The organism is Neisseria sp. HMSC061H08, from assembly GCF_001836795.1.
Taxonomy (GTDB): Bacteria; Pseudomonadota; Gammaproteobacteria; order Burkholderiales; family Neisseriaceae; genus Neisseria; species Neisseria subflava_A.
In genome coordinates this window covers 239,250-258,549 of record NZ_KV830556.1, presented here as the reverse complement: position 1 = coordinate 258,549, position 19,300 = coordinate 239,250, and the positions used below count along the sequence as shown (strand labels likewise).

Annotated in this window: 24 protein-coding genes; 18 read left to right on the top strand and 6 right to left on the bottom strand. The window is 47.6% G+C overall.

Annotated elements, in window-relative coordinates:
• Window positions 1–117: 117 nt before the first annotated feature.
• The 13 genes from HMPREF2675_RS02145 to HMPREF2675_RS11195 all read left to right on the top strand — a co-directional run bounded on the left by HMPREF2675_RS02145 (window position 118) and on the right by HMPREF2675_RS11195 (window position 9,014).
• Complete coding sequence (locus HMPREF2675_RS02145) at window positions 118–1,341, top strand: tyrosine-type recombinase/integrase (protein ID WP_070813913.1); 1,224 nt, start codon at window positions 118–120, stop codon at window positions 1,339–1,341.
• Between the two features lie 31 nt (window positions 1,342–1,372).
• Complete coding sequence (locus HMPREF2675_RS02140) at window positions 1,373–1,741, top strand: type II toxin-antitoxin system RelE/ParE family toxin (RefSeq protein WP_070813912.1); 369 nt, start codon at window positions 1,373–1,375, stop codon at window positions 1,739–1,741.
• Window positions 1,738–2,049 (top strand): helix-turn-helix domain-containing protein, encoded by a 312-nt coding sequence (locus HMPREF2675_RS02135; RefSeq protein WP_070460005.1) that lies wholly within the window; start codon window positions 1,738–1,740, stop codon window positions 2,047–2,049. Before HMPREF2675_RS02140 ends, HMPREF2675_RS02135 begins: the two co-directional genes overlap by 4 nt.
• 55 nt (window positions 2,050–2,104) lie before the next feature.
• Window positions 2,105–3,040, top strand: a complete 936-nt coding sequence (locus HMPREF2675_RS02130; protein ID WP_070813911.1) for a hypothetical protein — start codon at window positions 2,105–2,107, stop codon at window positions 3,038–3,040.
• 134 nt (window positions 3,041–3,174) lie between these two features.
• Window positions 3,175–3,405 (top strand): helix-turn-helix transcriptional regulator, encoded by a 231-nt coding sequence (locus HMPREF2675_RS02125; RefSeq protein ID WP_070813910.1) that lies wholly within the window; start codon window positions 3,175–3,177, stop codon window positions 3,403–3,405.
• A gap of 124 nt (window positions 3,406–3,529) precedes the next feature.
• Window positions 3,530–3,787, top strand: coding sequence for a helix-turn-helix domain-containing protein (locus HMPREF2675_RS02120; RefSeq protein WP_070813909.1), 258 nt, complete (start codon window positions 3,530–3,532; stop codon window positions 3,785–3,787).
• A 362-nt stretch (window positions 3,788–4,149) separates the two neighbouring features.
• Entirely contained in the window at window positions 4,150–4,476 is a 327-nt protein-coding gene (locus HMPREF2675_RS02115) for a hypothetical protein (RefSeq protein WP_070813908.1), read from the top strand.
• The gene (locus tag HMPREF2675_RS02110) at window positions 4,436–4,660 is read left to right on the top strand and encodes a hypothetical protein (RefSeq protein ID WP_070813907.1); all 225 of its coding nucleotides are present in this window, start codon (window positions 4,436–4,438) and stop codon (window positions 4,658–4,660) included. The genes HMPREF2675_RS02115 and HMPREF2675_RS02110 overlap by 41 nt, the downstream gene beginning before the upstream one ends.
• 145 nt (window positions 4,661–4,805) lie before the next feature.
• Window positions 4,806–5,021 (top strand): PTS sugar transporter subunit IID, encoded by a 216-nt coding sequence (locus HMPREF2675_RS02105; RefSeq protein WP_070813906.1) that lies wholly within the window; start codon window positions 4,806–4,808, stop codon window positions 5,019–5,021.
• A complete protein-coding gene (locus HMPREF2675_RS02100; RefSeq protein WP_070813905.1) occupies window positions 5,018–5,203 on the top strand; it encodes a polyribonucleotide nucleotidyltransferase in 186 nt (61 codons plus the stop codon). Before HMPREF2675_RS02105 ends, HMPREF2675_RS02100 begins: the two co-directional genes overlap by 4 nt.
• Complete coding sequence (locus HMPREF2675_RS02095) at window positions 5,200–6,300, top strand: DUF7146 domain-containing protein (RefSeq protein WP_070813904.1); 1,101 nt, start codon at window positions 5,200–5,202, stop codon at window positions 6,298–6,300. Before HMPREF2675_RS02100 ends, HMPREF2675_RS02095 begins: the two co-directional genes overlap by 4 nt.
• Window positions 6,297–8,033: a DUF927 domain-containing protein gene (locus HMPREF2675_RS02090; protein WP_070813903.1), complete on the top strand. Its 1,737-nt coding sequence runs from the start codon at window positions 6,297–6,299 to the stop codon at window positions 8,031–8,033. Before HMPREF2675_RS02095 ends, HMPREF2675_RS02090 begins: the two co-directional genes overlap by 4 nt.
• Window positions 8,034–8,711: 678 nt before the next feature.
• Window positions 8,712–9,014 carry a hypothetical protein gene (locus HMPREF2675_RS11195; RefSeq protein WP_141759938.1) on the top strand — a complete coding sequence of 101 codons (303 nt, stop codon included), beginning with the start codon at window positions 8,712–8,714 and terminating at the stop codon, window positions 9,012–9,014.
• 191 nt (window positions 9,015–9,205) lie between these two features.
• Here the strand turns inward: HMPREF2675_RS11195 and HMPREF2675_RS02085 are convergent, their stop codons facing one another.
• The 4 genes from HMPREF2675_RS02085 to hda all read right to left on the bottom strand — a co-directional run bounded on the left by HMPREF2675_RS02085 (window position 9,206) and on the right by hda (window position 11,856).
• Window positions 9,206–9,991 carry an endonuclease/exonuclease/phosphatase family protein gene (locus HMPREF2675_RS02085; protein ID WP_070584190.1) on the bottom strand — a complete coding sequence of 262 codons (786 nt, stop codon included), beginning with the start codon at window positions 9,989–9,991 and terminating at the stop codon, window positions 9,206–9,208.
• A gap of 157 nt (window positions 9,992–10,148) precedes the next feature.
• The gene (locus HMPREF2675_RS02080; RefSeq protein ID WP_070813902.1) at window positions 10,149–10,463 is read right to left on the bottom strand and encodes a TonB family protein; all 315 of its coding nucleotides are present in this window, start codon (window positions 10,461–10,463) and stop codon (window positions 10,149–10,151) included.
• A 59-nt stretch (window positions 10,464–10,522) separates the two neighbouring features.
• Complete coding sequence (locus HMPREF2675_RS02075; RefSeq protein WP_070813901.1) at window positions 10,523–11,191, bottom strand: histidinol-phosphatase; 669 nt, start codon at window positions 11,189–11,191, stop codon at window positions 10,523–10,525.
• Complete coding sequence (gene hda / locus HMPREF2675_RS02070) at window positions 11,188–11,856, bottom strand: DnaA regulatory inactivator Hda (RefSeq protein ID WP_070813900.1); 669 nt, start codon at window positions 11,854–11,856, stop codon at window positions 11,188–11,190. The genes HMPREF2675_RS02075 and hda overlap by 4 nt, the downstream gene beginning before the upstream one ends.
• Window positions 11,857–12,074: 218 nt before the next feature.
• Between hda and HMPREF2675_RS02065 the strand changes: the two genes are divergently transcribed.
• The 4 genes from HMPREF2675_RS02065 to HMPREF2675_RS02050 are packed head-to-tail and all read left to right on the top strand — an operon-like array spanning window position 12,075 to window position 16,344.
• Complete coding sequence (locus HMPREF2675_RS02065) at window positions 12,075–12,713, top strand: DedA family protein (protein WP_070813899.1); 639 nt, start codon at window positions 12,075–12,077, stop codon at window positions 12,711–12,713.
• Window positions 12,714–12,759: 46 nt separating this feature from the next.
• Entirely contained in the window at window positions 12,760–14,196 is a 1,437-nt protein-coding gene (locus HMPREF2675_RS02060; protein ID WP_070813898.1) for an MBOAT family O-acyltransferase, read from the top strand.
• A gap of 10 nt (window positions 14,197–14,206) precedes the next feature.
• Window positions 14,207–15,235: a peptidoglycan O-acetyltransferase PatB gene (gene patB / locus HMPREF2675_RS02055; RefSeq protein WP_070813897.1), complete on the top strand. Its 1,029-nt coding sequence runs from the start codon at window positions 14,207–14,209 to the stop codon at window positions 15,233–15,235.
• Window positions 15,236–15,276: 41 nt separating this feature from the next.
• Window positions 15,277–16,344, top strand: a complete 1,068-nt coding sequence (locus HMPREF2675_RS02050) for an SGNH/GDSL hydrolase family protein (RefSeq protein WP_283127787.1) — start codon at window positions 15,277–15,279, stop codon at window positions 16,342–16,344.
• Window positions 16,345–16,452: 108 nt separating this feature from the next.
• Here HMPREF2675_RS02050 and HMPREF2675_RS02045 read toward each other — a convergent pair whose 3' ends face one another.
• Together HMPREF2675_RS02045 and HMPREF2675_RS02040 are read right to left on the bottom strand one after the other, a co-directional pair.
• Complete coding sequence (locus HMPREF2675_RS02045; protein WP_070813895.1) at window positions 16,453–17,043, bottom strand: LemA family protein; 591 nt, start codon at window positions 17,041–17,043, stop codon at window positions 16,453–16,455.
• A gap of 142 nt (window positions 17,044–17,185) precedes the next feature.
• Window positions 17,186–18,274 carry a metallophosphoesterase gene (locus HMPREF2675_RS02040; RefSeq protein WP_070813894.1) on the bottom strand — a complete coding sequence of 363 codons (1,089 nt, stop codon included), beginning with the start codon at window positions 18,272–18,274 and terminating at the stop codon, window positions 17,186–17,188.
• A gap of 103 nt (window positions 18,275–18,377) precedes the next feature.
• On the opposite strand from HMPREF2675_RS02040, the gene HMPREF2675_RS02035 reads away from it, so the two are divergent.
• A complete protein-coding gene (locus tag HMPREF2675_RS02035; protein WP_070813893.1) occupies window positions 18,378–19,286 on the top strand; it encodes a Dyp-type peroxidase in 909 nt (302 codons plus the stop codon).
• The last annotated feature ends 14 nt before the right edge of the window (window positions 19,287–19,300 follow it).

Genomic DNA, 19,300 nt, shown 5'->3' with positions numbered 1-19,300 from the left:
CCGAAAAGTGGGCAAATTAGCCCTATTTTTTTAAACAAGTTACCCCAAAAATCCATAAAACCAATTATTAACAATGGCTTAATGAGTTTTTAAAAGTTACCCCAAACTGGATTAAAAATGCCTAAACAGACGCTGCCACTTACAGATAGCCAATGCAAAAAACTACAACCGCCGAATCAATTATCAGACGGCGGCGGCTTATATCTTCAAGCAAGGGGAAACGGCAAATACTGGCGTTTTCGTTACTACCGGCCAAGCGACAACAAACGCGATGAAATGCGACTGGGTGTCTATCCTGAAATCAGCTTAAAAGAAGCAAGAGAAAAACGCGAAGAATTACGCGGGCTGATAGCAAAAGGGATAGACCCTAAGCTACACCAGCAAGACAAAGCACAGAGGCAGGCAGAGCAGCTAAAAAACACATTTGAGGCTATTGCGCGCAAATGGCACAGCGACCAAGTAGCAAAGCCGAATAAATGGAAGCCCGACCATGCACAAAGAGTTATCCGCAGCCTTGAGCTTCATATTTTCCCTGACCTTGCAACACGCAAAATAGACGAAATCATGCCGCTTGAGGTTTTAGGACTGTTACAGAGGCTGGAATCGGCGGGGAAATATGACACGGCACAAAAAATTTATGACGTAGTAAACCAAGTTTTCAAATATGCCGTGAAACTTCGCTTGAGCCTATTCAATCCCGCCGCCGAATTGCGGGGAGAGCTGGCAAAGGTGGAGCAGAAACATTACCGTTTCATTAAAGACCCGCAAAAGCTAGGCGAAGTGTTACGGGCTTTTGACGGTTACACTGGCTTTCCGCAAACACGCGCCCTATTACAGCTTTCCCCTTATGTATTTGCCCGCCCTTCCGAATTGCGTTTATTGCGCTGGTGTGAAATTGATTGGGAGGAGCAGCAATACTATAAAGACGGCGTAAACATGAAGAACAAGATAGACCATATTGTCCCCTTGAGCCGCCAAGCCTTAGCAATACTGGACGGCTTGAAACCTGTAACAGGGCATTATGAATATGTATTTTGTAACACCAGCAAAAAACAGCCCTTGAGCGAGGGAGCAATACGAAAAGCATTAGACCGTCTAGGATTCTTGGAAGAAACCACACAGCACGGCTTTAGACATACAGCCAGCACGATATTGAATGAGATGGGCTATAACGCCGATTGGGTAGAGCGACAACTAGCCCACAAAGACCCCAATACGACAAGGGCAGCCTACAACCATGCAAAATATTTAGAACAACGCGCCGATATGGTTCAAAAATGGGCTGATTATCTTGATGAATTGAAAGCACATTCAGGCATATTGCAGGAAACGGCAGAATAAACTATCATCTTAAGCATTACGAAAGAAAACCATGCGGATATTTAGAAACCAGTGGATAACGAAATTTGCCAAGAAACACAAAATCAGCGATTCCGAGCTAATAGAAGCAGTAGAGCGGGCAGATGACGGACTGATAGACGCAGATTTAGGCGGCGGTGTTATTAAGCAGCGCATAGCAAGGCAAGGACAAGGCAGAAGCGGCGGTTATCGTAGCCTGATATTTTTCAGGCATGGAGAACGGGCGTTTTTCATGACCGCTTTTGCCAAGAACGACCGCGAAAACATCACGGACAAAGAACTTGCAGAATTAAAGAAAGCCGCCGCCATCATCTTGGCAATGACGGAAACCGACATAGAACAAGCCAAATCAAACGGCACTTTCACGGAGATACAGCCATGAAATACAAAAGCGAGATTTTTGCAGCAATACATGAAACCATGCAGGGTTTGCACGACATCGGCATTATCGACAAAAAAACCATGCGCGATTTTGACAAATCATGCCTGACCGAAATCAAACCATTGAGCGGCGAAGACATCAAGGCAATCAGAGAGCGTGAAGCATTATCTCAAGCCGCTTTTGCCATGTATCTAAACATCGGTAAAAACCAAGTTTCCGAATGGGAGCGGGGTATTAAAAAGCCGAGCGGCGCAGCTTTGAAGTTGCTTACCATCGTCAAGAACAAGGGAATTGAGGCGATTGCCTAAAAATACGTCTGAAAATATCCGCTTCAAGTTATCGGGGAAATTTAAGGCTAACATAATGAGAACATGGGAAGAATTAGAAAATTTGGCTTGGCAGGCTAGTAGCTTTTCAGCACCAGCTACAAGCAGACTGTTAGCAGCGTTAAAGCGATTGTTGCAGAACAGGACGCATGAGCAAATTGAATATGCTATTAGATTGATTGATGAAAACATCGAATATTATTTTCAAGAGGAAGAAGATACAGCCATTCGTGAACTAAAAGAAGCCCTTCACTTTGATGATAGTCTGCATGATTTGTTCGAGTGGGATTATTCAGATGGAGAGGTAAATTGTTATCCAACACATCGAGCTATCGAATATATCCAAGAGACATCATACTTAGAAACAGAGGAAAACACTGAGGATTATGAAGCACTACTAGGGTATGTTGAGAGATATGGGATAGATGATGAAGATGATGAGCTTCCAAATGTAAAAGAGTTTGAATTAGTCGCAGTTTTAGCTTTAAAGCATTTTGAAAATGCTATGAGTGGGTTTTACCCACAAACTATTGAAGATGAAGCAAGTGATATAGATTTTCCAATCCCTCTTCAAGAATGGAAAGAGTTTCGTAGAAAAAATGCAGTGAGCGATTTATTGAGGGCATGGAACATTTTAAGGATTGCTGAATATGATTTTATGAGCAGTCAGAGAGATGAGGAACTGAAGAAACTTATAAAAGAAGTAAAAGAAAATGCAATTTCGGAAAACGCTAAAAGAGCAGGAAAAGCCAAGCAAAGCCCTTATGAAAAAGCAGGAACGATAGCAGCCGTAAATCAGTTATTGGAGGAAAGAAAGGAAAAGTTAAATCAAAGAGGAGGAAAAGCTGAATTAATCAGCCTGATTATCCGTAAAATTAATAACGGTGAAATCCCCGCCCCTGATGTTCCAACAGAAAGAACGGTTGTAGAGTGGATAAAAAAATTTGAGCAAAACATGAAATCAACTAGCTGACTTCATGAAATCAACACGCTATTTCATGAAATCAACACGCTACTGCCTAAACAGCCGCCCATTGAGGCGGCTATATTTGTGCCTATCGAAACGCCAGCAACCCGCAGGCGTGATTAGCCAAACGGAGGCAATAAATGCACATTATCAATATCGACAACTTACCTGATACCGCGCAATTAACTATTGCAGAACTTGAGACCAGCCAAGCGAAAGGACGGCGCGGAATCACTCGCTTGAGCAGCAGCCAAATTAGACGACTGGAGGCAGCAGGACAATTCCCACAATCACGCCAAATCACAGGCACACGCAGCCGCTTTTATGTAGCAGGAGAAGTGAAGAAATGGCTTACAGAACAGGCAAGCTAATGAAAGGAGAACAGGAGTTTTCGTAACAGTACGCGCCCGCGCGCGCGATTGTAACTCAAGACCTAATTTTTGAAAAATAAAACCGCCTGAACGGACATTCAGACGGCAGAAAGAAGAGTAGATTATGAAATTTGATTGTATCAATAACAAGCCCAAAACGCCAAGCCAAAGAGAGCGCATTTTAAACCGATTGAGAAAAGGGAGCGTTACATCATGGGAGCTGACACAGATGGGCATACTTGGCTATAACACGCGCATTATGGAGCTTCGCAGAGCGGGGCATGAAATCATAACCGTGATGGAAGAAGTGCAAAACCAATTCGGGGAGACCGTGAAACGCGGGCGGTTTTCTTTGCTGGTGTCGGAAAGGAGCAAGTCATAACGCCAAGCGCGCCTGTAAAACGTGCTAGACGAGGCATAAATCCTTTTAATTAAAAGCAGAATCAGGCGCTTATAAAAATACCGTCTGAAAAGTATTTACAAACACCAAGCAAAACGGCAAGATTATCAAACCTGTTCAATAGCAGGTCAGCCGTAGGAAGCTGAAACAAACAGGCAGATACAAAGCCGCCTAGCGGTTTTTTTTGTATCTATCCCCTAGCTTTACCTTTCATGGTGGGCGGGGGCAAGGAGGGCATACGCCCGCTGGTACTGTTTGCCAGTTTCCTACCCTTGCCCTTTGCCCGCCGCCCCACCGTGTAGGAACGGAAAGGCGGTATTAGCCAAACAGAAAGGTAACATCTCATGAAATCTTCAAATTCTACCCAAATCCAAACCATTCAAAATCAATCCCAAACGGTAACCATCCCTTTAGAGCTGGCAAACCGCATTATGGACGCGCTGTACTACGGCGGCGAATTTATCGCCAATACGGGCGCAATCATCGACACCATTTGCGACAACATGGCCGCCCATCCCGTCCACAACGCCCCCATAAGTGCGATCATAAGCACGGCACGCCTTGCCACAGTCATTCAAACCCTAGTCCCCCATGCGGAAAACTTGGAATCTTTCGGTTTGTCATCCGAGCTTGAGGGATATATTCAAAACCGACCCCACCCCGCGCCCTGACGATTCAGACGGCGGCGGCTACATCTGCAACCAATGCCCCCCCAAAGGCGGCAGCGGTTTTGACCTGCTGACGTTGGTGTTTGGTTACAGCTTTACGGAATCTGTAAATCAGGTTTCCGCCCTGCTTGGGCTTTCAGACGGCCTGAAAGAATGGGCTTCTTACAGCGTAACCCACGCCGGTTAAGCCCACCTATTCCCTGACATCTACCCGCCTTTATGCCGCCTATTTCAGACGGCATAGGGCAAACTTCACCCTAGTGTTTTTATAACCTATTGATTTTATTAGATTCATGTTTTGAAACACTGGAGGCAGAGCAAAGGATAAAACCATGAAACAGACCAATAAATCCGACCGTTTTCGCCGGTATTTAAACCGCGCTTTGCTGGTGTTTTGGGTGTTGCTTTTGGCTTTGGTAGTCCGAGCCTGTAACCAGCCCGCCCACGCTGACACGGAGCAACTAGAGCAGGAAACGCCCGCGATATGGGAAACAGACCCGACCGCCGGAATTGTTTTAGAGCCAATATCAGAGGAGGCAGAGCAATGAAAACCATCATGGATAAACTGGCAAACCAACTAAACAGCAAAGAAAAGGCAATCGCAGCGGTGGACGTTGTAAGCACTATCTTGCTGATTGTGAATGACGGATCAAGCCAAAAAGAGGCGATTCATACTGTATCAGTCATAGCCCGCGAAGCTATGGACAGATTCGAGGAGGTAGGAAAATGAAACCAACATACAAAGAAATCAGAGCGGCCGCGCAATACCGCTGGCCGGAAATCCACGCCGCTATCGGCATAGACCCGCGATACCTGAAAAACAAACACCAGCCCTGCCCCGCGTGTGGAGGGAAAGACCGTTTCAGATATGACGACAAGGACGGAAACGGCACATTCATTTGCAGCCATTACAACAACGGTGCGGGCGATGGTTTCGGCTTGGTAATGCACTATTTGCAATGCGACTTTCAGACGGCTTTAAAGCAGGTTTCAGGCGTTTTAGGCATGGACAATGCAGACCCCTTGCCGATACCGTCAACACGCCCACAAGAGCAACCATGCCCCGAAAAAGACCAAATCGAGAAACTGGCCGAATTGTGGAGAAGCACAGAACCTATCCGCCCCGATTCCCCTGTTATCCAGTATTTGAAATCACGCGGTTTGGAGATGGCGCATTTACCCGAAAACGTCCGTTTCCTACCTGAAAAAGACTATTGGGCAACGGGAGCGGATAAGCCGCTTTTGCTTGGTAGTTTCCCGTGTATGGTTTGCGCTATCCGCGATATGGACGAGGAGTTACAAGGCTTGCACCTGACCTATTTGCAGGCGGGCTATGACAAGCCATGCGGAGAGGACGGACTACACGCCCCGCGCTATCAGAAACTGGAAATCAAAGACCCTGAAACGGGCGAAACATTACCGGCCAAGAAAATGCGAAACCGTAAGCAAGGCAGCATATCGGGGCAAGCCGTCCACTTGTTCCCGATTCCTGAAAATGGCCGTCTTGTCATTGCAGAGGGCATAGAAACCGCCCTTGCCGCCCGCGAATTGTGCAAGGCTTACGATTGGGGCTTATACGCGGCCTTGAGCGCAAACAGCATGGCAAATTTTCACTTTCCGAACGGTATAAAAGAAATTGCGATTATTGCCGATAACGACACGCCCCGCCCTGTTGGTTACAGAGCCGCTTATGACTTGGCAATGCGAGCCTTTAAGCAGGGAATCATGGCGAAAGTATGGAGAAGCAAAACGCCCGGCTATGACGCACTAGACGAACTGAACGAGAAGAAGCAATCAGACAACCATTTCGGAGGACAGACAGCATGAAAAATACCGAAACAGCGAAGCAGGAAAGTACCAACGATTACAACCTTGAAAATATCGAGTCATTCCGTCCACACCCTCGCTTTGACACCAATAATCGGGGCGTATGGTGGATAAACGTTAGAACCGACAAAGACGGCGATATTGTCGAAGCAGAGCCGCTATTGCTTTCCGACCCTATCGACATTATAGGCACGGGGCAAGACAATGATGGCGCGTATTATCGGATTATCAAGTTTAAAGACAAAATCACACGCCAACAAAAGACCACCGCCCTACCACAAGCAGAAATCGGCACAGTTCAAGGCTGGCAGCGTTTGCAGAATTTCGGCCTAGTCATCATGAGCGGGCGGGCAAAAAGGGAAAGACTGGCAGACTATTTGCAGAAAGAGGGAAGCCAGGCGGCCTTTACCATTACCGACCGCGCAGGCTGGCACGAAGACAGCTACATTATGCCTAGCGGGGAAACCATCACAGCGACCGACAAAGACCCCGCCATTATCTACAACGGCGACACCAGCCAAGCAAAGGCATATCAGCCAAACGGAGAGCTTACCGACTGGCAGCAAAATATAGCCCGATATGCAGTAAGAAATAGCCGTTTATGCCTTGCTTTGGGAGCTTCATTTGCCGCCCCGTTACTTTCCCTGTTAAACGAAGAATCGGGGGGCTTCCACTTGATGGGCGATTCTTCAGACGGTAAAACCACAGCCGCAAAAGTAGCTTTGAGCGTATGGGGCAAACCATCAGGCAGCCTGTTGTCTTGGAGCGGTACGAAAATAGGCTTTTCCAACACAGCCGCCGCCCGTAATGATGGCTTGCTGGTGTTGGACGAAATAGGACAGGCAAGCCCGCACGTTATCGGCGATACTGTTTATAGCGTTATGAACGGGATCAACAAAGTGCAAGGCGCAAAACAAGGCGGAAACCGCGCTTTAAGCCGCTGGAAAGTGATGATGTTTTCCACCGGCGAAAAGACCCCTGATTCCATCTTGAAGCACCATAAGGGCGATTGGAACGCAGGACAAGCCGCCCGTTTGCCTAGTATCAGAGCCGCCGCGCAATACGGCATTTATGACACATTGCACGGATTTGAAGATGGCGCATTGTTGAGCGAACATATCGCCCAATCAACAGAAAAATATCACGGAACGGCAGGAAGACTATTTATCCGACAGCTTTTAGACGACCTAGAACAAGCCAAACAGCAGGCAACGGAGCGCATGGCCGCATTTATGGCAACCATTCCCGAATTATCAGGACAGGCGCGAAGAGTAGCAAAACGCTTTGCGATTGCCGCCGCTGCTTTGGAACTTGCCGCCCCTGTTACCGGCTTGCCCGTAGGTGTAGGCATGGCAGGCGTGAAAAAATGCTTTGATGAATGGCTGGAAGCCAACGGAGCAGGAAAACACGAAGACCGCCGAATTATTGAGCAGGCAGAGGATTTTATCGCCCAACACGCATTAGGCACGCGGTTTATGGAATGGAGCGATAAAAGCACCAATAAAGATCATGCAGGATATAGGAAACAGGAGGGGGAAAAATTGGAATTGTGGGTAATCCGCCGTGTCTTTGCCGATGAAATCGCCCAAAGTTTCGATGAATCAAAAGTATGCCGTGTGTTGGCAGATAATGGATTGTTGAAATATAACCACAAAAACAGAGGCTATCAACACCAGCGGAAAGGTAACGGCTGGTTTCATGTTTTAGCTACAAATATAGAACTGGACGACTAATCATTTACATGGGGTTAATTCCAAAATCCCAACCAAGCCCGCTATTACCGACACAGGCGGGCTTTTTTACGTCTAAACATTCAGGCAGACCAACCAAGAAAGCATAAAATCAACAGGAAGCCCCTAAATATCAAAAATTAGAGCCATTCACACCCCGCCCTATACCTACCCATACCAAGTCAACAAAACACGCTTACAGCGCAATTACGCCCTATTCCCGCCATATCTACCAAAAAAGCAAGCAGAGGAATAAATAATTTCAAGACCAATACGCGCGCGCGTAATAATGCAGCCCTTGAATTTTTGGAGTCCATAAAAAGGAAAGAAGACCAAGACACGCGAATAGATAAAACCATATGCGCGAGACAAAATCACTTGTTACCTTTGTTACCACAAAATTTAACATTTATAACTATATGAATATAAATATAAAAACATAGAAAAAACGGTAACAAATGAACATAACTTTACTTGTTACCGATTTGTTACCACTTGTTACCCTTTTATATTCAGATGGTTACGCTTAAAAAATAGGAGCGGTAACAAATGGTAACAAGGTTAAAATATGTGTTTTGTTACCACGAAAGCCACGAATGGCAAGGCTTTCAGCCATTGGTAACAAGGTAACAAACGATTTTTGCGTTTTTTTCTGTATATACGCTTTTTTTGTTTGGGCGCATGACTGACAGAGCCGATACAAACAAAAGCCGCCTGAGAGGCAATATCAGACGGCTGGAAGAAGAAAGCAGAGAACACCCCACAAGCGCGGATAATTTCCAGTGTTACAATTCAACCATGTTTACAGCTTGGCAGAAATGCCGCAAAATATTTTCGCCCTGCTACCCAAACGGCTTAAACTGGCAATCTAACAAAGAGAAAAATAGTGGCAAAAAAATGCACCTACCTGACATTTTTGGGGTAACTTTTGGGGTAACTTTTACCGAATATAAAGATATGATTCCATTTAAATCAATGAGTTAATCTCAAAGTACGGTTGACCCCGCCTCCACCAGATTTAAAGCGCAAACTTTTGATATAAAAAGGTTTGCGCTTTTTTATAAACTTAAACAGGCCGTCTGAAACTTTTCAGACGGCCTGTTTTTGTCTCAAATATCTGAGTGAAAAAACTTTTTAATACATTACCACCAATAGTGCTTTAAAAAATTTCAGCCTTACATTTTTCTATCTGATTTCATATTCATTTTACGATGAGGCCTAACCGTTACACTCAAGGGCAGATGATCTGACAAATGTTGCCAGTCTTTACTGTTGTGAATTTCAGAATCGATGACATCAAGATTGCGCGTATAAATGCGGTCGAGGCTGAGGATGGGCAGGCGCGAAGGGAAGGTTTTGGGGCGTTTGCCTGTATTATCGACGAATACTTCGTTCAAATCTAATGCCCTACCCAGCTCACGCGCTGATTTCTGCCGCCAGTCATTGAAATCGCCGGCGATAATCAACGGGCTTTCCGGACGAATGTATCGGCCAACGTAGTCGCTGATGGCGCGGTATTGTTTGAGGCGGTCCGGCTCGCGCAGATTGAGATGCACGCACAAACATACTAGCGGATCTTCCCAACCTTCGGGCACGACTTCGCAATGCAACAGGCCGCGTTGTTCGAGTTTATTGACGCTGATGTTGAGGTTGTTTTCCGTTTTCAGCGGCAGGCGGCTGAGAATGGCGTTGCCGTGGTGTCGTTTGGGATAGACGGCATTTTTGCCGTAGCTGCGATGATAATCGAGGCTGTCGCCGATGATGTCGTAATGCGGTGCATCGGGAAAGTCGGTACGGCGGCTTCTGTTGAGATGTTGTCCTTGGACTTCTTGTAAAAACAAAACATCCGAACCCAATGCACCCAGCGCGTCAGCCATGCGGTTGACTTGCACTTTGCGGTTGAGTGCGGACATGCCTTTGTGCATATTGTAGGAAGTAATGGTAACTGGACGGGGAGACATGATGTATGATGAAGCGGTTTATTTGTTTCAGTATAGCACCGGAGCGTGTGGTTTTACGGCAATTTTGGTTATACTTGTTTAAAGAATAAAACAGCGTTTTGACAGGGAATTTCCCAATCAAAACGCCTTCTGTTTTTCAGACGGCCTTGCGTCCGAATCAGTTATTGATTACTTCAACATTGGTTTCAAAAGTAACAGTGTGCTGATATTTAGATGCGGTTTTGCGTTTTGGATAAGGATATTTGGAAACGCTTTTCACTGCACGTTCGTCCATTTCAGGATTGCCGCTGGATTGAATGATATTCACGCGGTCAACGTTGCCGGCAGGAGTCGTGAAAACATCCATCAAAACGGTTTTAACGCTGCCGTTTTGCGCTTTCATGGCTTCCAGAGTTTCGGTATCGGCTGCTTGTGCGGTACCGAATACAGTGGCAAACAACAGGGCTGAGGCGAGGAGTTTAGTCGTTTTCATGTTTTAGTCCTTATTAGGGTTGTGGTTAGGTTAAATATTTCAGACGGCCTGATTCGTCGTTATTTGAAATTCAAAATCGGCCAACCTTTTGCTTTGGCTTCTTTTTCCAGCTCGGCATCCGGATTGACGGCGACAGGTTCGTCCACGATACGCAGCAGCGGCAAGTCGTTTTTGGAGTCGCTATAAAAATAAACCTTGCCGTAGCTTTCAAAGGTCTGGCCGCGCTCGGCAAGCCATTGGTTCAATCGGGTAATTTTGCCTTCTTTCAGGCTGGGCGTACCGACATAGTTGCCGGTATATCGGCCGTCTTCGCCGGTTTCAAGCTGTGTGCCGATAACGTTGTGAATACCGAAAAGATGGCAGATTGGAGTAATGATAAATTCATTGGTCGAAGAAATAACCAACATTTCGTCGCCTGCCATTTGATGGCTTTGCACCAACATACGCTGCATCAGAGAAATATGCGGAACAATATATTCGGCCATAAACTCGCGATGAAACTCAGCCAATTCTTCCTTGCTGAAACGGGCCAAAGGCGCGAGATGGAATTTAAGAAAGGCATCAATATCAAGACAACCGTTTTGATAGTCTTGGTAAAACTTTTCATTTTGCGCCTCGGTTTCAGCCGCATCGACTATGCCTTTTTTAATCAGGTATTGCGGCCAGGAGTGATCCGAATCGGTATTGATCAAGGTATTGTCGAGATCGAAAATGGCAAGGTTTTTCATTGGGTTTCCTGTTGTTTTAAAAGCTGGCGCAAAAGCGGTAAAGTAATGCGCTTACCCATCATAACGGCGTAGTTGTCGAGGGTATCGAGCATTTGTATCAGACTGTCCATATCGCGCCGCCAATGGTTCAGCAGGTATTCGAAGATTTCCGGGTCGATGGTTACCTGACGGGCAGCCGCCATGCTGACGAGCGCATCGATTTTTTCCCGGTCGGTCAACGGTTTGACTTCGTAAACCAAGCAATACGCCATGCGTGTGCGCAGGTCTTCTCGGATAACGAGCTGCTGCGGCGTATATTCGGAACTCAAAAGCAAAAAGCCTTTGCCGCTGTTGCGGAAGCGGTTGAAGATGGCAAACAGTAAAGCCTGTTCTTCATTATTGAGCTTTTCGATTTGGTCAATGGCAAGATATTCCGCATCCAGCGCAGCTTCTGTCAGCGGCGTGGCGGCGGCGTCAATATAGAGGGCATTTCGTCCGGCATCGAGCGCCTGGGCGACCCATGCCTGCAAGAGATGGCTTTTGCCTGCGCCCTCTTCTCCCCAAACATAGATAAATTGCCCATGTTTGTGCTGCAACACATACACCAGCTCGGCATTTTCTGTTCCCAGAAATTTGTCGAAGCCGGGATAATCATGGCTGGCAAAATCGAAGATGAGCTGGTTCACAAAGGCGCACCGGTTAGGTTGAAATCGGCTTTATTTTACGTTGTTTTGCGGTTCACCATCAAGGATAAAGGCCGTCTGAAGCCTATACCTGCAACATATCTGCACTTCTAAACAGCTTACGGCATTGGTTTTATTCCGCTTTGGTTTTACAATGTCGAACTTCTCGCCGAAACATTTGTCTGTTCTTTTTCAGACGGCCTTTTTATTTGGGAACCCTAGTGATTTCTACCATTATCGATTTCATCCTCCATATCGACCAACACCTTGTCCACCTCTCCGCCCAATACGGCCCGTGGATTTACGCGATTTTGTTTGTTGTGATTTTCTGCGAAACTGGTTTGGTCGTAACGCCATTTTTACCCGGCGACTCGCTGCTTTTTGCCGCCGGCGGTATTGCGGCCATCGGCGGCATGAACATCCACGTCATGGTATTGCTGCTCTTGGCGGCCGCCATTTTAGGCGATGCGGCCAACTTTATGATTGGCAAGTATTTTGGACAAAAACTGTTTGCCAATCCGGATTCCAAAATTTTCCGCCGTTCGTATTTGGAAAAAACCCATGCGTTCTATGAAAAACATGGCGGCAAAACCATCATCATTGCGCGCTTTGTGCCGATTGTGCGGACGTTTGCGCCATTTGTCGCCGGTATGGGCGATATGCACTACGCGACGTTTATCCGTTACAACATTATCGGCGCGGTGTTGTGGGTATTGTCGTTTTCCTATGCAGGCTACTTCTTCGCCAACATCCCCGTCGTCAAAAACAATTTGGGCTTAGTCATGGCGGCAATCATCGTGATTTCGATTTTACCCGCGGTAGTCGAAGTCATCCGCGCCAAACTTAACGCTAAAAAATAACAATCAATCGAAAAGTTTGAAAGTTTAAACACATCAAGGAATTGTCATGCCGTTGTTGTCTATTGAGTTTGCGGTATTCTTTATCGTATTTTTGCCGCTGTACTGGGCATTTGCACGTTTGCCGAAAGTTCAAAACGTTTTACTTTTGGTTGCCGGGCTGGGCTGGCTTTACCGTATCGACCCCATTTTTGCCGCGCTGATTTTGGTTTACTCGTCTGTGGTTTACCTGATCAGCGTGCTGATGTTTTCTGAAAACGAGAATATCCGCAAATTTTGGCTGGGTTGCGGTATTTCGGCGGCATTGACTGTTTTGTGTTTCTTCAAATATTTCGACTTTTTCCGCCCGATTATTCAGCAATATACAGGGCAAAGCGCCATCATCGACATTATTTTGCCCTTGGGCTTATCTTATTACACCTTCCAATCGCTGGCTTACTTGGTGTATTGCTACCGCGAGCCTAAAGGAGACCGTTTTGAATGGCACGAGCTCCTACTGCATCTGAGCTTCTTCCCCACCATCACATCCGGCCCGATTATCCGTGCAGCCGCTTTTAAAAGCATAGACGGAGAACAAGCGGGCGCATTGGCGCAAATCCGCACCAAACAGACACGCCAGCTGATTTACCCGGCGTTGGCGGTCGGCCTGATTGTATTGGGCATTGCCAAAAAATGGTGGCTTGCCGGCGTATTGGCAGAAGGCTGGGTATCGCCTGTTTTTGAAAATCCGGCCCAGTTCGACGGCTGGGGCGTGTTGTCTGCGATTTATGGCTATACCTTCCAACTCTTTTTCGACTTTTCCGGCTATTCGGATTTGGTCATCGGTTTGGCCATGCTGCTCGGCTTCCAGTTGCCGAAAAACTTTGCCGCGCCGCTTCGCGCCATCAACATCCGCGACTTCTGGGACAGATGGCACATCAGCCTGTCCACTTGGATTCGCGACTATATCTATATCCCTTTGGGCGGCAGCAAAAAAGGCTTCGGACGCACCCAGCTCAATCTGATGATTGCCATGTTGCTTTCCGGCATTTGGCATGGCTACGGCTGGAGCTTTTTGATTTGGGGCGCGCTGCACGGTGCGGCTTTGGTATTCCTTAACTGCGGCGACAAAATCGTCGGCCGCAATGCCTTAGGCCGTCTGAAAATCGGCAAACCGCTCGCCTGGCTGTTTACCTTCCATTTCGTTTGTTTCGCTTTCGTCGTGTTCAACAGCGCAACGCTTGCCGATACGGAAATGCTGTTCAGCGCCTTATTTGCCAATGATAAAGGTTGGAACGCGCCTCTGCCGACCGACCTTATGTTGCTGGGTGCATTTGCGATGATGCTTTTGCTGTACCCGTATTTGCTTCGCTTATTTGAAGCATCGGTAAAAGGCTTGGACAAACTGCCTGCATGGCTGTGGTTCATCCCCATCACGCTGATCCTCGCCCTGATTATCGTCTTCGCCCCGTCCGGCATTCCCGGCTTTATTTACGCCAACTTCTAAGGAGCAGAACATGAAACGCTTTATCTCCCTGTTTGTTTCGATTCTGCTCAGTGCAGTTGTGCTGACGTGGTTTGCCCAAAACTCCATCAATGCCTATTGGCAGCAGACCTATCATGAGAACAGTCCGCTTGAGCCTTTATCCGAATACGCTTGGTGGCGTATCGGTGCGGATTGGCAACAAAAAGCCTACGAATTTTCAGACGGCCTGAAAGCTTCGCTGGAAGCAGAAGACGCTTTAGCTTCGGAAGACTCTGGCATTGAAACAACAGGGCCGTCTGAAAATACGGAAGACATTGAAGTATCGGACAATCAAAAAGAGACTGCCGCTTCTGATGCTGCTAACAATACGGATACCGCCGCCAGCGAGCCAAGCAATCAGGCTGATCAGTCGGCAACGCAGGTTGTATTGAAAAAAGGCAACAAAGTTTTCTTTGCCGGCGACTCGCTGATGCAGGGCGTTGCACCTTTCGTACAAAAACACCTCAAGCAAGAATATGGCGTACAATCGATCAACCTCAGCAAACAAAGCACCGGCTTGTCCTACCCCAACTTCTTCGACTGGCCGAAAACCATCGAACAAACTTTGCAAAAAGAACCCGACATCCGCGTTTTGGTTGTATTCTTAGGCCCCAACGACCCTTGGGATTTCCCGATGGGTAAAAAATACCTGAAGTTCGCCTCCCCAGAATGGGAAGCGGAATACCTCAGCCGCGTCCGCCGTATTCTTGATGCAGCCTCCGCACATGATGTCCAAGTCATTTGGCTGGGCATTCCTTACATGAAAAAAGCCAAGCTCAACGAACAGATGCGCTACCTCGACAAAATCCTGTCAGGCACAGTGTCGCCTCAAGCCATCTGGCTGCCGACCGACAAACTGTTGAGCAATGGCGCAGAAGAATATGCCGACTCCGTCAAAGTCAACGGAAAAATCATCCGTTACCGCAGCAAGGACGGCATCCACTTTTCCGCAGAAGGCCAAAAACTACTGGCCGAAAAAATTATGGAAAAAATTAATTTTACACACGATACACAACCATGAAATTGAATAAAACCTTACTCCTCACGCTTCTTGCACTCCCTATGACCGCCTGTGCCGCCGATGACGGCCTATTAAGCAACTACGGCTCCAACCGCCCTGCCTGGCTGAACAAACTGCAACAGCTCAACAATACTTCAGACGGCAAGTTCCGCATTATCCAAGTTGGCGACTCACACACCGCCGGCGACTATTTCACCGACCGCCTGCGCCGCCGTTTACAACAACAATGGGGCAACGGCGGCATCGGTTGGGTTTATCCCAACACCGTCAAAGGCCAGCGCATGGCAACCGTCCGTTACAGCGGCAGCGGTTGGAACACCATCAGCAGCCGCAAATCACACAGCGATTTCTCTTTCGGCGGCATTGAAGCACGCGCCGATGGTGGCAGCGTTACCTTAAGCGCGGCCGACGGCAACATGGACATGCAACAAATCTCCATTTTCGGTAAACCGGTTTGGTCCGAGCAAACCCTGATTGTCAACGGCCGCGAAATCCCGGCCAAACAAAACGGCTGGCAACTGTTGCATACCAACGCATCCCTGCCGATAACCCTCAGCAGCAGCATGCCTTGGCAAATCAGTTTCATTAATATCGAACGCCCCGGACGCGGCGTAACCGTTTCCGCCATGGGCATCAACGGCGCGCAATTGTCCCAATGGTCAAAATGGCGGCCGGGCATGTGGGAAGATTTGGCACAAACCAAAGCCGATTTAATCATTCTTGCCTACGGTACCAACGAAGCCTTTTCCGGCAACCTCGATATTTCCTCTACCGAGCGGACATGGCGCAACTACATCCGTCAAATCAAAAACACCCTACCCAACGCAGGCATCCTGATCCTCGGTGCGCCGGAATCTTTGAAAACCGCCTACGGCAGCTGCGGCAACCGCCCTGTCTTGCTCAGCGAAGTACAACAAATGCAGCAACGCATCGCCCGTGACGAAAAAATCATGTTCTGGTCCTGGCAAGATGCAATGGGCGGAGCATGCAGCATGAAAAACTGGATGGCTCAAGGCTTGGCAGCCAAAGACGGCGTTCACTTCTCCGCACAAGGCTATGAAACTGCAGCCGATAAGCTTGCCGACAGCCTGATCCGCTTTGCCCAATAAATTGGCAAAAGCCTAAGTGCTTTTCATTAACAGTACACAAAAGGCCGTCTGAAATTCATATTTCAGACGGCCTTTTATTTATGGCTTATTCAATAAACTGCTTTATTTTTAAGCCAATATATTGCTGCTTATTCGTTGCGTTTGATTTTCTGTAAAACGAACCAATCTTGCCTGCTTGTCAAAGCCTAATGGCTTGGCGACAAGGCGGTTGGGCAATTTGTTTAAATGGTGGTTGTAGCTTCCGGCTCTGCGGTTGTAAGTGCGGCGTGCCGATGCGACTTCTGCTTCTGCGGCATCCAGCATTTCCATCAAACCGGCCAATTTCTCATCAGGATGTTGTTTCAACAGGCTGTTGACGGCGGTTTGTAATTTTTTCAGCGCATGATTCAATGCTGTTTCGGTTTCGCACAGATGTTTGATTTTGGATTCGGAAAATGTTTTGGCAGTTTGCGCCAATGCGGTTTCAACTTCGGCACACATCTGCTGAACGTTTTGATCCGATGCAATGCCCTGCTCTTGCAGGTGTTTGCTGTATGCATCCAATACATGACGGACGGCATGATGTCGGCAGTCGAGCGCAATGCGCAAAGAGACAAAGGATTCGCGACAGTCTTTTTTGCGGTCTTTCAACTGTTGTTTGAAATACAATAAGACGGCGGCGATTGATACGAAGATAAGTGCAAGACTGATAATGCCCATAGTGAGTTCCCTAGTTATGATGCCACTCATATCGGTGGCTGATTTTATTTACATCGATTATAATCCAATTTCAATATTTTTTCCCAATTTTCATAAAAAAGGCCGTCTGAAATTCAGACGGCCTGAAGTTTATATTTCTATTTCAATGCTTTGACTTGATGTCAATCACCCACACTTCTGATTGCGAACCCAAACGCAGGGGAATGCCCCAGAAGCCGTAGCCCGAAGTGGTGAAGAAATGGCCGTTGCCGATTGCCTCGTAGCCGTAAGCAAGACGATAAAGCGTACGGACGATAAGGTTGGCGGGTGCGACTTGGCCGTTGTGGACATGGCCGGAAACCTGCACATCAATCGGCAGCCGGGCATGGGTTTCAATTGAAGTAGGACGGTGGTCCATCAGCAAAACCGGTAATTGGGTATTTTGACCTTCCAAAAGCTGCTCCGCACTGGGGCGTTTGTGATCCAAATCATCGCTCCGCCCCACCAGCAACACACCATTCACTTCCAAAACCTGATTGGCCAAAACCGTCAAACCTGCCGCTTCCAATTCATGTTTGATGCGTTTCTGATCACGGAACCAATCATGATTGCCCAAAGTGGCGTAAACGCCCATCGGCACAGTCAGCTTCTGTAAATGCGGTTTCATGTTTTCTTTCAGGTACGCATCAACGGTATCGTCCATCAAATCCCCCGGCAGCAACACCATATCGACTTGTTCCCGCTTCATAATGTCCGTCAGCTTGTCCAATTGACGCGCGCCGAACAAAATCCCCAAGTGCAAATCGCTGGCCACGCCGATACGCAGCGGTTTATCCATTTTCTTATTGATGAATACAGTCTGATGGCGGACAACGGGCGTATAGGCGTTATACATCCCCAAACCGAGCAAACCGATCACAAACAAAGGCGCAAACAAACGCAGGCTTCGAGAAAGCGGTTGGCGCGCCACAAAACGGCGCAGCAAAAGATACAGGATAAATGTCGCCAACGCGGCATACATCACAAACAGCAAGATTACCATCCAAAACGCCACCACGCGGAACATCATATGCCCCAACTCCAGCAGCAAGCCGACCAGCAAGCCGTTTGTAATGAAATAGGAAATACCCATCAGCCAACGCCTGCCGACTTTGCCGATCCAAGGCGCAAACAGCCATTGCAGCGAACGCCCAAGCCCGAATGTAAACACTTGCAACAGAATGACGCTCACAAAAAACATCTTGCCAAACATGCCTTTCCGCCCTGAAAAATCAAAAGGCAGATTTTAGGCCGTCTGAAACTTTCAGTGTATAATCCACCGCGTAAAAACCCATAATATTTTGAAAGGAATCATCATGAGCCATCCCCAATCAGCCATTATTCCTGATCACGCACAAGCCGGTATTTTTATCGAAGCAGATATTTCAGACGGCCGCAACGAAGACATCAAATCTGCCTGCCGCCTTTCTTTGGAATCCTTGGCCAAACTGAAAACCCGTTTTCCAAATGATATTTTAGGTTTGACCATTGCCTTCGGCAGCCGCGCATGGCAATCGTTCGGCCATACTGAAGAAGGCAGCGAAATCAAACCTTTCCCTGAATTGGGCAACGGCCTTGCACCTTCCACCCAACACGACCTCTATATCCACATCCAAGCTACCGAGCAAAAAGCCGCCTATGCCTTGGCACAATCCGTATTAAGCGCATTCGGAGACAGCATCCGCGTAGCTACTGAAGAACACGGCCTGCGCCTGTATGAAGACCGCGGTTTGGACGGTTTTGTCGATGGCACGGAAAATCCGCAGGGCGATGACAATGTGCGCAATGTTGCCATCATTCCAGAAGGCAAGCCGGATGCCGGCGGCAGCTATGTTTTGCTGCAAAAATACCTGCACGATTTGAAAAAATGGGATGCTGTTTCTACTGCCGAACAAGAAGCCAGCGTGGGCCGCAGCAAAGAAACCAATGACGAATTCAGCAAAGACGTGCGCCTGCCCGACTCCCATCTCGGCCGCGTCAATGTCAAAGAAAACGGTGTTAGCCTGGAAATCGTCCGCCGCAGCCTGCCCTTCGGCAAAATCAGTGGCGAACACGGTCTGATGTTCACTTCCTATTGCAACACGCTGCACAATATTGAAGTTCAACTGCTCAATATGTTCGGCGATGCAGACGGCAAAACCGACTTACTGCTGAAATATTTGTCTAAAGCCGTATCAGGTGCTTACTACTACGCACCTTCTGTCGAACGTTTGCAAAATCTTTAACGGCTCAAAGGCCG